Genomic DNA, 11,272 nt, shown 5'->3' on the forward strand with positions numbered 1-11,272 from the left:
ACATTCCCTTACCCATTGCGCACCGCCTGGCTGTCGATCAGGGCGCGTGCATCGGCAAACTGCTGCTTCACCGCACGGCCACTGGCGGCGACTTCCTCGCGGGAATAGCAATCGACCGACGCGCAAGCCACGGCCAAGCCTTCTGCAGCATCCAAAGCGGTGCGAACTGCTGTCAGATCCGCGGCCTGCGTAGTCGCATCGGCACGCGCCGCTTTCCAGAACGGTTCAGCCCAGTGACCAGCCGGCGGCGGCGTGTGGCCCTGCGCGCCGACCATCAACGTGCCGGTGATTGCATCGCACACGCGGGCGCGGATACCTGCCGGGTCGGCATCGAGCGAGTAGGGAAGGTCCACGGCCTGCGCGGGCGGGGCGACGAGCGCTTCGCCGTCGGTCAGCTGGTCCAGCAGCCATTCGAAGGCACCGTTAACGCTACAACCGCATTGGATCAAATCCTTGGCTTGGTCCAACAGGTCTTCGTAGTCGATGCTCGACACAGCCCCTACTGCTTGGCGGGCGGCGAGGGCGCGAGCATAGGTCAGCGCTTCGGCATGACGCAGCCTCGGCTCCGGGTAAAGGTCATGCGTCGGCTTGCTGGATTCAAGCGCGGCGATGATTACTGACAGCGCATTCCCTTGACCGTCTGGGGAGGCCTGGGCGGCGCTACCCGGCAGCGGCGTGTCGAAGTGCAGCGCGTTCTTGGCCTCCTGTTTCGCCCGGATCCGCGCTATCACCTCCGGCTGGTTGATGCGGTCCAGTTCGGCCTGCCCATCGGCCTGCATGCTCAGGCCGGCCACGATGCAGTAGGCGGCGAGGGTGACCATGACGCCGCCGACTTCCTGCGCCGGCTCGCCGACTGGGCGGCCGAACACGTAGTTGACCAGAGTGGAAACACGCGCGCTGTCGTAGCCGTGGGCCTGCAGCAGCTCTAGCACTTCTTCCAGCAGACGGTCGCCGCGCTCGGTCATGTTGCTGGAGAGCGACGGTGGGAAGCACTGGCCCATCCAGGTGGCCACGTCACCCTGGAAGCTCTGCGCAGGGTCCGTGAGCGCATTGCACGACGTGTGGCTGTCGATCAGCTGTTGCCTAACGTGCGAGCTGACCGCATCGCGCTTCCGCTGGCTCAGCGCTGGCGCGTGAACGTTCAGCGCCACATGCACTGCCTCGTTCAACTCTTCCGCGCGTCGATGCGACCACCGTTCGGGTGGCGTGGTCGGCGCAACGTGGGCGCCATGCTTGTTCGTGTTGTCGCTCATGCTCGCGGCTCCTTTGCGCCGTTGATCTGCTGGCCGCCGAGGGCGGCGCTGAATTCCCAGCGCTCTGCCTCGCGGGTGTAGTAGGCGGCGCGCTCCTGGCGCTCGCTTTCGGTGAACTGCTTGTCGGTCAGCGCGTGGTCGGCGGCTTCGCGGTTGGCCTTGGCCATGCGGACCGGGTCGTCCTTGAAAATGTCGAGCTGGTTGCGCATGCGGTTCCCTGGGATGGGTTGCCGGCGAGTGGAAGTCCGGCCGGCGGCGGAGCCCGGTTGCCCGGGCGGGCGGTTGCTCAGTGCGTGTCGTCGGTGGGCATTGCCCGCCGGCGGCGCTCGTCGGTGCGGCGCTTCATTTCGGCCCGGTAGGCTGGCCAGCAGCGTCGGATTTCGATGACGCATGCCCGGCCGAAGTAGCCGATGCCGAAGCAGGCGACGAGGAAGATCGAATCGGCGCCGGTGTAGAAGGCGCGGGCGAGGATGCCGACCAGCACGCCAACGATCACGGCGCAGTAGAAGGGCAGGGCCAGGTGGTGCATTACTCGGCCCCGCACAGGAAGCCCGGGCTCGCTTCTTCCAGCCAGACGCGCATGCTGGTCATTTCGCCGGTCGGCTGCTCGTTGTGGTCGTAGTCCGGCGTCGGCTTGTCCAGTTCGGCTTCGCTGACTTCGCGCGGGTAGCCGTCCTCGCAGGGCTCGCCAAGATCCTGCTCGTAAAGGCGGGCGGCATCCTCGATGGTCGCGGCGGCGTAGATGGTCGGCATGTCGTCGACGTAGAAGGCTTTCAGGTTGCTCACGGCTTCTGCTCCTGGGTGATTTCGTAGAACGTGCCGCCGGCGGCGCGGCCGACTTCAACGTGCATGTCGGGACCGCTGGCCAGGTCGACGCCGATCAAGATCGGCGCCGGGCCGGCGGGCGAGGGGATGTGCGGGATGCCGATCTGCATCTGCGCGAAGAAGTCCTGGTCGGTCACGGCGCACCTCCATTGGCGTGCTTAGTGAGGAACGCCTGGACCTTCGGGGCGAGGCTGTCAGGCAGATCGAAGCAGGCAGAACCAAGCCACAGACCGGCCGGGGCGTTGGTTACGGGATCGTTCGGATCCACGCGCGGCATCTGGCCAGGCTGGACGCAAGCGAAGGCGATCTGTCGAGACGCCTTTTTCTTCCCGGCGAAGGTATGGAGCGACATGCGCCAGGAGTTATCGCTGGATCTGGTGAGGACAAGGTTTGCGGTGAAGCATTTGGCGGTGAAGTCGACACGGACGCTCATGCAGCACCGCCTTGGGCGCGCAGCATGCGGCGCAGGCTCTTGCGCACGTCGGCGATGGCGCGGCCGGCGCTGGCGCGCTGATCGAGGACGGCGCGCGCTGCAACGTCGGCGGTGGCAGTGACCAGGATGGGCGAGAAGCCCATGGAGTTGGCTGCCATGGCGGCCAACTTGGCCGCGCCGGCGGCGCGCTGGGCGAGCGGGTAGGTGGCGGCGGCGATCATGCGTGCACCTGGCGGCTGAGGGCGGTGGTGTACTCCTGCGCGGTGGCGGCGCCGATTCGCAGCTGCTGCGCCTTGCGCTGCAGCTCCAGAGCCAGCTGATCGGCTTCCCACGGGGTGAGGTGCAGCTTTGCGCTGCCCATGTGGGTGATGACGCGCCCGCTGGTGTCGTCAGTGGTGACTGCGATGGCTGCCTGGCTGCAGCCGAGGACGAGGGTTGCCATGGATCAGCACTCCTGCCCGAACAGGCTCTTGCCGAAGCCGATGCCCGCGCCGACGGCGAGGGCGCCGATGGCGTAGATAGCGATGATCAGGTGCCACAGGGGCCGTTTGCGGCGCTGCATGTTGATCTCCTGCCGCCGGCCCCGGGATGGGGCTTGATGGGCGGCTCGGAGGTAAAATTACCTGCGGGTATTCTTCATGTCAATACCCATGGGTAATTTGTACCAAGGCGGGCAAAAAAAAGCCCCGCAGTCATGCGGGGCTGTCTTTCGGGCATGTGGGGGTCAGAGCTGTAGGTCGAGCCAGATCCCGAGTGATCTGCCCCTGCCGCCTCCGACAATCAGCGCACCACATTCCGTACTGCTATGCCGGTTGAGCTTCCGATAGCGGCGAGCTGCGGCGCGGGGAAGGTAGCCAACAGTTTCGCCTCTGACAGTGACGACGACGGCTTGGTCGTCGAACGGGTTGCCGTCTTCAGGCGATACCTCCGCCTTGCATTCCAGCCTAACCTCACCACGGCCGGCGGTCGATCGAAGAGCGGCCTGATAGCTCTTTTCGCCAACTACTTCCTGGTAGAAACCGCTCGGCGAGGCGCTGCTGTGCACCTTCGACCTGGTGGAACTGCGCTTCGCTTTTGACGTGGCGCGGGTGACGAAAAGAGCGGTGACCAACGCACCAATTCCCTTGATCACGAGTTTGATCAGCTGTTCGACAGCTTTGCTTTCACTGGAGGACCGTCTGCGCCTGGCCATGAATTTTCCTATTCAATACTTTCGGTACGGCGTTTAGGCCCAATCACCAGTTGTCTGACGATGCACCACGGGCGACAGACTCGCGGATCCCTTCGCCCATAAGCAGTAGCTTGGGCCGGATCTTGTCCATATCCTTCTGAGTGCGAACCACACCGTCGAAGGCCGGCTGCGTAACGCCGTTGGCAAACTTAGCCGGCCACTGGATACGAAGATCAGTGAAGGTCAGCCGAAAGCGCTCATCCTTTGCTTCAAATCGGAGAGTGAAGGGGACCTTCCAATCAGGCTTCCCCACGCACTCCCACGCGCTGGCGCAAGGGTAGGCAATGGAGCCTTTTCCGATGATCGTTCCGTCCGCCGCGCTTTCATACTCGATCACGGCCTTGGCGGAGCGGAAGTTCTCCGCAATCCACTGTCGACCTGCGCGGAACACCTCGACCTTGTCTGCGCCTGGAGCATCGAACACCTGCACAACGGTGCGCTGTTCCTCGGTTAGATCGGCTCCCTCAGCCGTTCCATTGCTCAGTGCTGCCATAACGACTGTTGCAGCGGCAATGCGCTTCCATGCACCCATTTCTAGAACCTCCGAAGTCCTGCGTGGACCAGGGCTTTCCCCTGGATGGATAGCTCGCTGGGCTCGCAACGCCACTCCTTGAATTCCGGGTTGGCGCTGACAACCCACATGCCATCGCTGCGCTTCTGCAGCATCTTGATCTGGGTCTCGCCTGCGTAGTTGATGAGGTAGTAGTCGTCGCCGTCGAAGTAGTCACAGGCGGTATCGATCCAGACGATATCGCCGTCCTCGATCTTCGGGCGCATTGAAGGGCCGCGGCCAGTGATGATCTGGATCCTCCCGGCTTTGGGCAGGAAGCCGAGTTTCCTCCGCACCTCCCACTCAGCCACTTCCATGACTTGCATTACCTCTGGGAAATCCTGATTCACCACACCACCACCCATGCCAGCCGCCCCCTCGAACAGATGCAAGCGAACGTAGCCCGGAGGCGTCTCAGTCTCTAAGACCGGCGCGACTGGGGAAGACGGGAAGCGATCCGGGTAGGCCTGCGCCAACGCCGCTAGGGTGTCTTCTCCAATGCGCTTGCGCCCGGCCTTACCGGGTTCATAGAGCATGCGCGAGACGTAACTGGCGTCTTTGCCGATCTTTGCGCCGATCTTGGCCAGGCCGCCGCGCCCGAGTTCGTCGGCGAGGCCGCGCAGGGCAAGGCGCCGTTGTTCGTACTTATCCATGCCGGTATTCCACGGGTTCCATTACCTGCAAGTAAATTGCCTGCGGGTATTGATTGAATGCTTACCTGTAGGTATCGTTATGTCCATGCAGACCCTCCGCAGCTACCTATCGACCCTGAGCCCCGCCCAACAGGCGGTCTTCGCCGAGCGCGCAGGCACCACGATTGGTTACCTACGCAAGGCGCTGAGCAAGCGACAGCGCTTCGACGGCGCCCTGGTCCGGCAGCTGAACGTCGAAAGCGCCGGCTCGGTGTCGTTGACCGATTTGCGCCCGGATATCTGGCCGGGCGACGAGCATCCGCAGCCGACGGTGGTTGAGCAGATCCGTGGCGAGGTAGACATCCGCATGAGCAAGCGCGCGCTGCGCGCTCGGCTGGGTGTGTCGAACGACAAGCAGCTGGCCAAGGTGCTGCAGCTGCCAGTGGAGCAGGTAGAGGGCTGGGCGGAGGAGGGTGCGCTGCCTGCGCACCCGAGCATCCGCCGGCTGTTGGGCGTCCAGGAAGAGAGCCAGGCGCCGAGCGCGCCGGCGGACCCGGACGAAGACCGAATCATCCCCGTGGAGGCTGCCTGATATGCGCGCGCTGTCCGATAAGTGGAATCCCCGGCTTTGGCTGCGCGCTTGGCTGGCCAAGCCTTCGAAGAATGAGCTTCTGCAGGCGGCGCGCACCCAAGCCGGGATGCGCGCCGCGATCAAGGCATGGCACGCAAGCGAGAACGCGAAAGACGCTAAGCGTCGATTAGATGCTGAGCAGCAACTCGCAGATCGTCGCCCTCCTGCGGAGGAAGAGTCGATGCGATGTGGTTCACCAAGTCGATGACCTGTCGGCGGAACTCCTTGTCGTCGTGCCTGGCACGGACCAAGACGCTTACGACCGCCTGCAATGCCGTGACTTCCGTAATTACCTGCTTCAGCGAGTTCATGTCGCCCTCCTTGCGGGCTTGGTTGTTGGCACATCCAGCGTAGCGCAAGGAGGGCGGCGCCAGTCGTCCCTGAGTAGTAGTCCATGGCGCACATGATGCGCCGCCGCAATGCCCCGAAAAACCTTGAAACACCTGTCTCCCCAAGGTGACCCATGACTTGCCGAACCTCCTCTTTGAACTGGCTGGACGTGCTTTACAACTCCGTGCGCAAGACGCCCGGCGGCGTGGCCGATGCAGCTGCCTACCTGGCCGACCGCCGCGGCAAGTCGATGCACCCGGAGACGCTGCGCGCGAAGCTGCGCGGCTTGGAGGGTGAGTCCCTGACGATCGAGCACGCCGAACTGCTGACCGAGTGGATGCAGGAGAAGGCGGGCGGCTGCGAGTACGCGCTGGAGTGGATGCAGGCGCTTGCTGGCCAGTTCGGCATGGCCGTCGACGTGGTCCCGCCGCCGCCGGAAGGCGGCTGGTCGGACGAAATCGGCGCCATCCAGACGAAGCTGCTGGAGATCACCTCGCGCGTGGGCAAGCTCTCGGGCACGGCGGTGGAGGCTATGTCCGACCGCTGCATCGACAGCGACGAGGCCGAGCTGATGGTGAGCGAGGTCCGCGCGCTGCGCACGATGGCGCACCGCCTGGAGCGCAACGTGGCGCGTGCTGCAGGCAAGGGGAGGGCGAAGCGATGAGCAGCCTCCCGGCCCGTGCCGCCGATATCGACACCAGCCACGCTGCCGCCGCGCATGTGGTCAGCAGCGGCCTGCAGGCCGCGCAGCAGGATAAGGCCGCTCGTGCGGTCACGCAGAGCCCGGGCATGACCAGCCATGAGCTGTCGCAGGCCACCGGCCTGGACCGTTACATGCTGGCCCGCCGTCTGCCTGAGCTGATGAAGGAGGGCCGGGTGTACCGCGGCCCGAACAAGCCCTGCGCGGTCAGCGGCCGCACGGCGTGCACCTGGTGGCCTGTGGCCCCGGGCGAGAACCTGCAGTTGGCGGTCTGACATGAGCGCACGAGTTACAGGCATGGTTTTCGACCGTTACCCGAGCGGCGGCGGCGAGATGCTGCTGGCGCTGGCCCTGGCCGATCACGCGCACGACGACGGCACGCACATCTTCCCGTCCATCGCGCGCTTGGCAGAGAAGACCCGGCAGTCGGAGCGTTCGGTGCAGTACCAGCTGCGGCGCATGGAGCAGTCGGGGTGGCTGGTGCTGGTCAACGCCGGAATCGGTGGCCGGCGCAGTGGGTTCGGTGAAGGCGGCCGTACCCGGCAGTACCGGATCAACCCCGAATGGATGAAGGGTGCAGAAATTGCACCCTTTGCAAAGGGTGCAAAAAAGGCCTCCGAAGGGTGCAAAACGGCGCAGGAAAGGGTGCAAAACGGCGCCGAAAAGGGTGCAACAGCTATTGCACCCGAACCAAGAGCAACCAAAAGCAACCAAGAGCAACCCTCACACCGCGAGTGTGAGCGCGAGCCGGATCCGGCTGCGCTGAGCGCCGAGCAGGTCGACCGTGAGCTGGCCGGTTTCGGCGTGGTGCCCGCGGGCATCGATCGGCAGACGCTGGCCCGGTTCGTCCGGCACCGCGCCGCGATCCGCCGGCCGCTGTCCGTCCAGGGCTGGCTGCAGGTCCGCCAGCAGCTGGCCGACCTGATGGCCGCCGGCCACGACCCGAACGAATCCCTGATGCAGACCATGGCCGCCGGCCTGTCGCTGCCCGTCACCCCTATTGCCCAGCAATCCGCCGGAGCCGCCCATGCAAACCCTCAGCACAGTTCTGCCGACCGAATCGAGCAGCTGCAGCGCCAGCACGAAGCCCAACGCCGCGGCGGTGGCCACGGTGGCGGCGCTGGCTTCGACCCAGCCGAGTTCGTCGATGCAGATTTTGCCGTCGTCGGCTGAGCCGGTGAGCGCCCAGGCCACGTCGTACCTGTGGGAGTTCTGGAAGCAGATGACGGCCATGTTCCCGGGTAAGTGGGAGCGCGAGAACGGCGCCGCCCCGGTGAAGAAGGACGGCAGCCTGACCATCGCCGGCACGACGTGGTTCCAGGTGCTGAAGGGCCGCACGGTGGCGCAGCACGCGAAGGGCATGCAGTGCTGCCTGACCGAGGGCCGCGAGTGGCCGCCGAACCCGGGCCGCTTCCTGCAGATGTGCCTCGACGTTCCGGTCATCGCGGCGGTGGAACGGGAGATGGCGCCGGGCCGGCCGCAGAGCGGCTTCACGGTGCTGGTGCGCTCGCTGCTGGACCTGCACGTCTACGCCGCGGCGGACAACGGGTTCCAGCAGCGCCGGATGCTGGAGGAGGCCTACACGCGCGCTGTGCAGCACGTCGTGGACGGGAAGCCCCTGCCGCAGCAGCTGCTGGCGGTCGAGCAGGAGAAGCACGGCGTGCACCCGGTGCGCGATCGCGAGGCAGCACGTGCGGCCATGGCGCGCGCTGCAGCAGATCTCGGGTTCGGGGAGGGTGCGTGAGCAAGCACGACACGGTGCGGCTGCTGCACGCCGAGCGCTGCAGCGTGGCGGAGATCTCCCTGGCTGTGGGCTGGATGCCGTGCAACGTGCGCTGGTTCATCCGCAACTGGATCGACGCCGATGGCGACTGACGCGGAGCTGGCGCAGTCCGAGCAGGCCGGGCGCTGGGCGCGCGATGCCTGCCGGAGCCGGGAATCGGCACCGCGCTACGAGATGGGTATGGAAGGGCTGCAGCGCCGCCGGCGCTGGCAGACCGGATGGGACAAGCGGGACCAGGAACTGAGCGCGGCACGCCGCGAGACTACGAGGAAGAAGCGCTGATGGACTTCACCAACTACAACACGCGCAGCCGGTTCGCCAAGGAGATCAACGCCGGGTACTCGGCACGGCTGAACGGCCAGCGCCTGAGCGACAACCCGCACCTGGTCTGGATCGAGTGCGACACCGAGGACGGCGCCAACCGCCGCGCCGGCCCGCTGAGCGAGAAGGCCGAAGCCTGGCAGCACGGCTGGCGTTTGGCCGACGAGGCCGCGCGCTGATGTGGTCCAAGGCACCGCCGCCGAACAAGGAAGAGTCGGCCCGCATCGAGCTGGCCAAGACCGGCCCGTGCATGGCCTGCCTGGCGCTGGTCGAGCAGCAGCTGCTGGAGCCCGCGCTGGTGGTCTACGGCTGCGACTACAACCACGCCAAGAGCGGGAACGTGCGGCGCGGCCACGCGTTCGGCTACGCGCTCTGCAAATGGCACCACATGCGCTACCCGATGGAGGGGAACACCTTCGCGACGATGCGCCAGATCTACGGCCCGAGCCTGCTGGACGGCTCGCGAACCTTCCACGAGACGTACGGCTCCGATGACGAGCTGATCGCCAACCAGACCTACATCAACGAACTGAGGGCAGCAGCATGAAGAGCATCATTGGACCGGCGCTGCCGGCCCGGGCACCGCGCGAACGCCGGATGGACAAGAACACGGTTGCCCGGCCGAGGCGGCCCAAGGCCGTGGCCTGGAGCGGCGACCCGGAGACGGTGGAGCAGTTTGAGGCGCGGGGCGGGCAGGTGCAGCGCCTGACGGCCAGCTGGGAGCAGGCAGCATGAGCGCAGTTTTCAGCGTAGGCCAGCTGGTCGTCGTGAAGGACGATCCGGACGTTTTCCCGTTCTGTGGCGAGATCGCGCGGGTATCCGTTCTCGATGTCCCCTGCATGGACGGGATCGGGATGGAGGTGATTAGCGACCACCTTGGCCGATTCAAGGGCACGTACGAGCAGTTTGAGCCGGTTCCTGAAATGGCAGGGAGGCACTGATGGACGCCATCGAGAAGCGGGCGCGGGAGCTGCTGGCCAGGGCGTATGAGGCAGATGGAATGGTCGGTCGTGCAGCGGTGATCCGTAATCCGAATCAGTACATGGAATCGCCGGACAGGCGTGCGGTGAGCTGCATCATCACCGCCCTCTGGCCACCCGAGGGCTACGTGCTGGTGCCTGTGGAGCCGACCAGTGCAATGCAGGACGCAGTAGAGAGCATGAAGCTTCCGCATGCTCTGCTTCGTACGGGTGTTCCTCTCGCAGATTTCCGTGAACGCTACGCCGCCATGCTCACCGCCCGCCCGGAGGTGCCGTGATGGCTGCGCGCAAGGCGGATTTCAGCCTGGACGCGCCGGGCTGGCCGAACTGGACCCGGCAGAACATCACCATCACGGTGGCGATTCGACTGGTCCGGAAGTACGGTGACAGGCTCCCGTCGGTCAAGGCTCTACGCGATGACTTCGGGGTAAGCCGGGCCACGGCTTTCCGGTGGCGGGCGGCTTTCCGCGACGGCCTAGCCCAAGAAGGGGACCAGCATGCAGGCTGACCGCGCGCTGGATCTGGTGCTTCCCTGGCCGAGCAAGGATCTGTCGCCGAACGCGCGCGTGCACTTCCGGGTAAAGGCCCGGGCCACGAAGCTGGCCCGGCAGACGGCGGCGGTGCTGGCGAACGAGGCGGGCTGGCGCGGGATGGTGCTGCCGCCGGGGCGGCTGCATCTCTGGATCGATTGCTACCAGGCGCCGGGCAAGAAGCTGCCTGACGACGACAACATGACCGGCCGCTGCAAGGCGTACCGGGACGGTATCGCCCAGCTACTGGGGATCGATGACGGCCGCTTCCAGGCGCACCTGTTCGTAAAGGACGAGCGGCGGCCGGGCGGCCAGGTGGTGGTGCGGATTACGGGCGGGCCGGCAGCGGCCGGCCACTCAACGACAGGGGAAGGGGCATGAATCCACGTGAGGCGATGGGGCGGCTGGGGCCGACGACGGTGAAGTTCGATATCGGCCGGGGCGGCGGGAATCCGGACCTGACGAACCAGGACATTGCCGCGGCGCTGGGCATGGTGCCGGCCGGGCTGGGCCGGGAGCTGCTGGAGGCGTGCTGGTGGCCGGACGGCGCCGCGCTGCGCCGGCACAAGCTGCGGGATGCGGTCATTGCGCTGGTCACCCCTGAGCTGCAGCGGCAGCAACGTCGGCTGGCCGAGGCGCGCACGGACTTGGGACTGGCCGAGGTGTGCATCGGCTGGGGCGGCGCGGCGACGGCGGAGCAGCGGGCGAACCGCGATGCGGCCCAGCAGCGGTTGGGCCGGGTGAAGGCGCAGTGCTGGCCGATCAGCACCCTGGAGTCGCTGCCGACGCTGGCCATGGCGGTGATCAGCGAGATTGCGCAGCGGCCGCACTGCGCCAGCTGCGAGGGCAGGGGCCAGGCGGTGTTGGGCGAGCTACTGATGACGTGCAAGGTGTGCGGTGGGTCTGGTCTGGGTCAAGTCAGCGACCGACGGCGCGCGGCTGCAATCGGCCGGGATGAGGCATCCTACCGGCGGACGTGGAAGCCGGTGTACGAGTGGCTGTTGACCAAGATGGTTGAGGCAGAGCAGGAGGCGGCCTGGCATATGCGATCCGCACTTACCCAGGCCGCCTGA

Annotated in this window: 27 protein-coding genes; 15 read left to right on the plus strand and 12 right to left on the minus strand. The window is 66.0% G+C overall.

Going from position 1 to position 11,272, the window contains the following annotated elements; all coding sequences use genetic code 11:
* Nucleotides 1-8: 8 nt before the first annotated feature.
* The 11 genes from AC1VXD_RS09710 to AC1VXD_RS09760 all read right to left on the minus strand — a co-directional run bounded on the left by AC1VXD_RS09710 (nucleotide 9) and on the right by AC1VXD_RS09760 (nucleotide 4,945).
* Complete coding sequence (locus AC1VXD_RS09710) at nucleotides 9-1,253, minus strand: hypothetical protein (RefSeq protein ID WP_482991878.1); 1,245 nt, start codon at nucleotides 1,251-1,253, stop codon at nucleotides 9-11.
* Nucleotides 1,250-1,462, minus strand: coding sequence for a hypothetical protein (locus tag AC1VXD_RS09715; protein ID WP_482991879.1), 213 nt, complete (start codon nucleotides 1,460-1,462; stop codon nucleotides 1,250-1,252). The genes AC1VXD_RS09710 and AC1VXD_RS09715 overlap by 4 nt, the downstream gene beginning before the upstream one ends.
* A 77-nt stretch (nucleotides 1,463-1,539) precedes the next feature.
* Nucleotides 1,540-1,782 (minus strand): hypothetical protein, encoded by a 243-nt coding sequence (locus AC1VXD_RS09720; RefSeq protein ID WP_482991880.1) that lies wholly within the window; start codon nucleotides 1,780-1,782, stop codon nucleotides 1,540-1,542.
* Nucleotides 1,782-2,039 (minus strand): hypothetical protein, encoded by a 258-nt coding sequence (locus AC1VXD_RS09725; RefSeq protein ID WP_482991881.1) that lies wholly within the window; start codon nucleotides 2,037-2,039, stop codon nucleotides 1,782-1,784. The genes AC1VXD_RS09720 and AC1VXD_RS09725 overlap by 1 nt, the downstream gene beginning before the upstream one ends.
* The gene (locus tag AC1VXD_RS09730; RefSeq protein ID WP_482991882.1) at nucleotides 2,036-2,215 is read right to left on the minus strand and encodes a hypothetical protein; all 180 of its coding nucleotides are present in this window, start codon (nucleotides 2,213-2,215) and stop codon (nucleotides 2,036-2,038) included. The genes AC1VXD_RS09725 and AC1VXD_RS09730 overlap by 4 nt, the downstream gene beginning before the upstream one ends.
* Nucleotides 2,212-2,511 (minus strand): hypothetical protein, encoded by a 300-nt coding sequence (locus tag AC1VXD_RS09735; RefSeq protein ID WP_482991883.1) that lies wholly within the window; start codon nucleotides 2,509-2,511, stop codon nucleotides 2,212-2,214. Before AC1VXD_RS09735 ends, AC1VXD_RS09730 begins: the two co-directional genes overlap by 4 nt.
* Complete coding sequence (locus tag AC1VXD_RS09740; RefSeq protein WP_482991884.1) at nucleotides 2,508-2,732, minus strand: hypothetical protein; 225 nt, start codon at nucleotides 2,730-2,732, stop codon at nucleotides 2,508-2,510. Before AC1VXD_RS09740 ends, AC1VXD_RS09735 begins: the two co-directional genes overlap by 4 nt.
* Nucleotides 2,729-2,953 carry a hypothetical protein gene (locus AC1VXD_RS09745; RefSeq protein ID WP_482991885.1) on the minus strand — a complete coding sequence of 75 codons (225 nt, stop codon included), beginning with the start codon at nucleotides 2,951-2,953 and terminating at the stop codon, nucleotides 2,729-2,731. Before AC1VXD_RS09745 ends, AC1VXD_RS09740 begins: the two co-directional genes overlap by 4 nt.
* Before the next feature lie 282 nt (nucleotides 2,954-3,235).
* Complete coding sequence (locus AC1VXD_RS09750; protein ID WP_482991886.1) at nucleotides 3,236-3,703, minus strand: hypothetical protein; 468 nt, start codon at nucleotides 3,701-3,703, stop codon at nucleotides 3,236-3,238.
* Nucleotides 3,704-3,746: 43 nt separating this feature from the next.
* A complete protein-coding gene (locus tag AC1VXD_RS09755) occupies nucleotides 3,747-4,274 on the minus strand; it encodes a DUF4468 domain-containing protein (RefSeq protein ID WP_482991887.1) in 528 nt (175 codons plus the stop codon).
* A 2-nt stretch (nucleotides 4,275-4,276) separates the two neighbouring features.
* Nucleotides 4,277-4,945: a S24 family peptidase gene (locus AC1VXD_RS09760; protein ID WP_482991888.1), complete on the minus strand. Its 669-nt coding sequence runs from the start codon at nucleotides 4,943-4,945 to the stop codon at nucleotides 4,277-4,279.
* A gap of 79 nt (nucleotides 4,946-5,024) precedes the next feature.
* Between AC1VXD_RS09760 and AC1VXD_RS09765 the strand changes: the two genes are divergently transcribed.
* Entirely contained in the window at nucleotides 5,025-5,516 is a 492-nt protein-coding gene (locus tag AC1VXD_RS09765; RefSeq protein ID WP_482991889.1) for a helix-turn-helix domain-containing protein, read from the plus strand.
* 155 nt (nucleotides 5,517-5,671) lie between these two features.
* Here AC1VXD_RS09765 and AC1VXD_RS09770 read toward each other — a convergent pair whose 3' ends face one another.
* Entirely contained in the window at nucleotides 5,672-5,866 is a 195-nt protein-coding gene (locus tag AC1VXD_RS09770) for a hypothetical protein (RefSeq protein WP_482991890.1), read from the minus strand.
* 152 nt (nucleotides 5,867-6,018) lie between these two features.
* Here AC1VXD_RS09770 and AC1VXD_RS09775 point away from each other — a divergent pair, with 152 nt between their 5' ends.
* The 14 genes from AC1VXD_RS09775 to AC1VXD_RS09840 are packed head-to-tail and all read left to right on the plus strand — an operon-like array spanning nucleotide 6,019 to nucleotide 11,272.
* Nucleotides 6,019-6,549: a phage regulatory CII family protein gene (locus AC1VXD_RS09775; protein WP_099559427.1), complete on the plus strand. Its 531-nt coding sequence runs from the start codon at nucleotides 6,019-6,021 to the stop codon at nucleotides 6,547-6,549.
* Nucleotides 6,546-6,860 (plus strand): winged helix-turn-helix domain-containing protein, encoded by a 315-nt coding sequence (locus tag AC1VXD_RS09780; RefSeq protein ID WP_482991891.1) that lies wholly within the window; start codon nucleotides 6,546-6,548, stop codon nucleotides 6,858-6,860. The genes AC1VXD_RS09775 and AC1VXD_RS09780 overlap by 4 nt, the downstream gene beginning before the upstream one ends.
* Before the next feature lie 22 nt (nucleotides 6,861-6,882).
* Nucleotides 6,883-7,758 carry a helix-turn-helix domain-containing protein gene (locus tag AC1VXD_RS09785; RefSeq protein WP_482991892.1) on the plus strand — a complete coding sequence of 292 codons (876 nt, stop codon included), beginning with the start codon at nucleotides 6,883-6,885 and terminating at the stop codon, nucleotides 7,756-7,758.
* Nucleotides 7,733-8,329: a hypothetical protein gene (locus AC1VXD_RS09790; protein ID WP_482991893.1), complete on the plus strand. Its 597-nt coding sequence runs from the start codon at nucleotides 7,733-7,735 to the stop codon at nucleotides 8,327-8,329. The genes AC1VXD_RS09785 and AC1VXD_RS09790 overlap by 26 nt, the downstream gene beginning before the upstream one ends.
* The gene (locus AC1VXD_RS09795; RefSeq protein WP_482991894.1) at nucleotides 8,326-8,460 is read left to right on the plus strand and encodes a hypothetical protein; all 135 of its coding nucleotides are present in this window, start codon (nucleotides 8,326-8,328) and stop codon (nucleotides 8,458-8,460) included. Before AC1VXD_RS09790 ends, AC1VXD_RS09795 begins: the two co-directional genes overlap by 4 nt.
* Nucleotides 8,450-8,650 (plus strand): hypothetical protein, encoded by a 201-nt coding sequence (locus AC1VXD_RS09800; RefSeq protein ID WP_482991895.1) that lies wholly within the window; start codon nucleotides 8,450-8,452, stop codon nucleotides 8,648-8,650. Before AC1VXD_RS09795 ends, AC1VXD_RS09800 begins: the two co-directional genes overlap by 11 nt.
* Nucleotides 8,650-8,868, plus strand: a complete 219-nt coding sequence (locus AC1VXD_RS09805; RefSeq protein ID WP_482991896.1) for a hypothetical protein — start codon at nucleotides 8,650-8,652, stop codon at nucleotides 8,866-8,868. The genes AC1VXD_RS09800 and AC1VXD_RS09805 overlap by 1 nt, the downstream gene beginning before the upstream one ends.
* Nucleotides 8,868-9,236: a Ref family recombination enhancement nuclease gene (locus AC1VXD_RS09810; protein WP_482991897.1), complete on the plus strand. Its 369-nt coding sequence runs from the start codon at nucleotides 8,868-8,870 to the stop codon at nucleotides 9,234-9,236. Before AC1VXD_RS09805 ends, AC1VXD_RS09810 begins: the two co-directional genes overlap by 1 nt.
* Nucleotides 9,233-9,424 carry a hypothetical protein gene (locus tag AC1VXD_RS09815; protein WP_482991898.1) on the plus strand — a complete coding sequence of 64 codons (192 nt, stop codon included), beginning with the start codon at nucleotides 9,233-9,235 and terminating at the stop codon, nucleotides 9,422-9,424. The genes AC1VXD_RS09810 and AC1VXD_RS09815 overlap by 4 nt, the downstream gene beginning before the upstream one ends.
* The gene (locus tag AC1VXD_RS09820) at nucleotides 9,421-9,630 is read left to right on the plus strand and encodes a hypothetical protein (protein WP_482991899.1); all 210 of its coding nucleotides are present in this window, start codon (nucleotides 9,421-9,423) and stop codon (nucleotides 9,628-9,630) included. Before AC1VXD_RS09815 ends, AC1VXD_RS09820 begins: the two co-directional genes overlap by 4 nt.
* Nucleotides 9,630-9,947, plus strand: coding sequence for a hypothetical protein (locus AC1VXD_RS09825; RefSeq protein WP_482991900.1), 318 nt, complete (start codon nucleotides 9,630-9,632; stop codon nucleotides 9,945-9,947). Before AC1VXD_RS09820 ends, AC1VXD_RS09825 begins: the two co-directional genes overlap by 1 nt.
* Nucleotides 9,947-10,177: a hypothetical protein gene (locus AC1VXD_RS09830; protein ID WP_482991901.1), complete on the plus strand. Its 231-nt coding sequence runs from the start codon at nucleotides 9,947-9,949 to the stop codon at nucleotides 10,175-10,177. Before AC1VXD_RS09825 ends, AC1VXD_RS09830 begins: the two co-directional genes overlap by 1 nt.
* Complete coding sequence (locus tag AC1VXD_RS09835; RefSeq protein WP_482991902.1) at nucleotides 10,167-10,580, plus strand: hypothetical protein; 414 nt, start codon at nucleotides 10,167-10,169, stop codon at nucleotides 10,578-10,580. The genes AC1VXD_RS09830 and AC1VXD_RS09835 overlap by 11 nt, the downstream gene beginning before the upstream one ends.
* Nucleotides 10,577-11,272 carry a hypothetical protein gene (locus AC1VXD_RS09840; RefSeq protein WP_482991903.1) on the plus strand — a complete coding sequence of 232 codons (696 nt, stop codon included), beginning with the start codon at nucleotides 10,577-10,579 and terminating at the stop codon, nucleotides 11,270-11,272. Before AC1VXD_RS09835 ends, AC1VXD_RS09840 begins: the two co-directional genes overlap by 4 nt.

This window comes from Stenotrophomonas sp. STEN054 (assembly GCF_056854535.1).

Bases quoted from the DNA above. Each gene is read 5' to 3' on its own strand.
- AC1VXD_RS09735 (WP_482991883.1), bottom strand. From the start codon at position 2,511: ATGAGCGTCCGTGTCGACTTCACCGCCAAATGCTTCACCGCAAACCTT.
- AC1VXD_RS09790 (WP_482991893.1), top strand. From the start codon at position 7,733: ATGCAGATTTTGCCGTCGTCGGCTGAGCCGGTGAGCGCCCAGGCCACG.
- AC1VXD_RS09840 (WP_482991903.1), top strand. From the start codon at position 10,577: ATGAATCCACGTGAGGCGATGGGGCGGCTGGGGCCGACGACGGTGAAG.
- AC1VXD_RS09750 (WP_482991886.1), bottom strand. From the start codon at position 3,703: ATGGCCAGGCGCAGACGGTCCTCCAGTGAAAGCAAAGCTGTCGAACAG.
- AC1VXD_RS09815 (WP_482991898.1), top strand. From the start codon at position 9,233: ATGAAGAGCATCATTGGACCGGCGCTGCCGGCCCGGGCACCGCGCGAA.
- AC1VXD_RS09800 (WP_482991895.1), top strand. From the start codon at position 8,450: ATGGCGACTGACGCGGAGCTGGCGCAGTCCGAGCAGGCCGGGCGCTGG.
- AC1VXD_RS09810 (WP_482991897.1), top strand. From the start codon at position 8,868: ATGTGGTCCAAGGCACCGCCGCCGAACAAGGAAGAGTCGGCCCGCATC.
- AC1VXD_RS09745 (WP_482991885.1), bottom strand. From the start codon at position 2,953: ATGGCAACCCTCGTCCTCGGCTGCAGCCAGGCAGCCATCGCAGTCACC.
- AC1VXD_RS09760 (WP_482991888.1), bottom strand. From the start codon at position 4,945: ATGGATAAGTACGAACAACGGCGCCTTGCCCTGCGCGGCCTCGCCGAC.
- AC1VXD_RS09770 (WP_482991890.1), bottom strand. From the start codon at position 5,866: ATGAACTCGCTGAAGCAGGTAATTACGGAAGTCACGGCATTGCAGGCG.
- AC1VXD_RS09830 (WP_482991901.1), top strand. From the start codon at position 9,947: ATGGCTGCGCGCAAGGCGGATTTCAGCCTGGACGCGCCGGGCTGGCCG.
- AC1VXD_RS09820 (WP_482991899.1), top strand. From the start codon at position 9,421: ATGAGCGCAGTTTTCAGCGTAGGCCAGCTGGTCGTCGTGAAGGACGAT.
- AC1VXD_RS09710 (WP_482991878.1), bottom strand. From the start codon at position 1,253: ATGAGCGACAACACGAACAAGCATGGCGCCCACGTTGCGCCGACCACG.
- AC1VXD_RS09825 (WP_482991900.1), top strand. From the start codon at position 9,630: ATGGACGCCATCGAGAAGCGGGCGCGGGAGCTGCTGGCCAGGGCGTAT.
- AC1VXD_RS09780 (WP_482991891.1), top strand. From the start codon at position 6,546: ATGAGCAGCCTCCCGGCCCGTGCCGCCGATATCGACACCAGCCACGCT.
- AC1VXD_RS09715 (WP_482991879.1), bottom strand. From the start codon at position 1,462: ATGCGCAACCAGCTCGACATTTTCAAGGACGACCCGGTCCGCATGGCC.
- AC1VXD_RS09755 (WP_482991887.1), bottom strand. From the start codon at position 4,274: ATGGGTGCATGGAAGCGCATTGCCGCTGCAACAGTCGTTATGGCAGCA.
- AC1VXD_RS09775 (WP_099559427.1), top strand. From the start codon at position 6,019: ATGACTTGCCGAACCTCCTCTTTGAACTGGCTGGACGTGCTTTACAAC.
- AC1VXD_RS09720 (WP_482991880.1), bottom strand. From the start codon at position 1,782: ATGCACCACCTGGCCCTGCCCTTCTACTGCGCCGTGATCGTTGGCGTG.
- AC1VXD_RS09740 (WP_482991884.1), bottom strand. From the start codon at position 2,732: ATGATCGCCGCCGCCACCTACCCGCTCGCCCAGCGCGCCGCCGGCGCG.
- AC1VXD_RS09765 (WP_482991889.1), top strand. From the start codon at position 5,025: ATGTCCATGCAGACCCTCCGCAGCTACCTATCGACCCTGAGCCCCGCC.
- AC1VXD_RS09805 (WP_482991896.1), top strand. From the start codon at position 8,650: ATGGACTTCACCAACTACAACACGCGCAGCCGGTTCGCCAAGGAGATC.
- AC1VXD_RS09785 (WP_482991892.1), top strand. From the start codon at position 6,883: ATGGTTTTCGACCGTTACCCGAGCGGCGGCGGCGAGATGCTGCTGGCG.
- AC1VXD_RS09835 (WP_482991902.1), top strand. From the start codon at position 10,167: ATGCAGGCTGACCGCGCGCTGGATCTGGTGCTTCCCTGGCCGAGCAAG.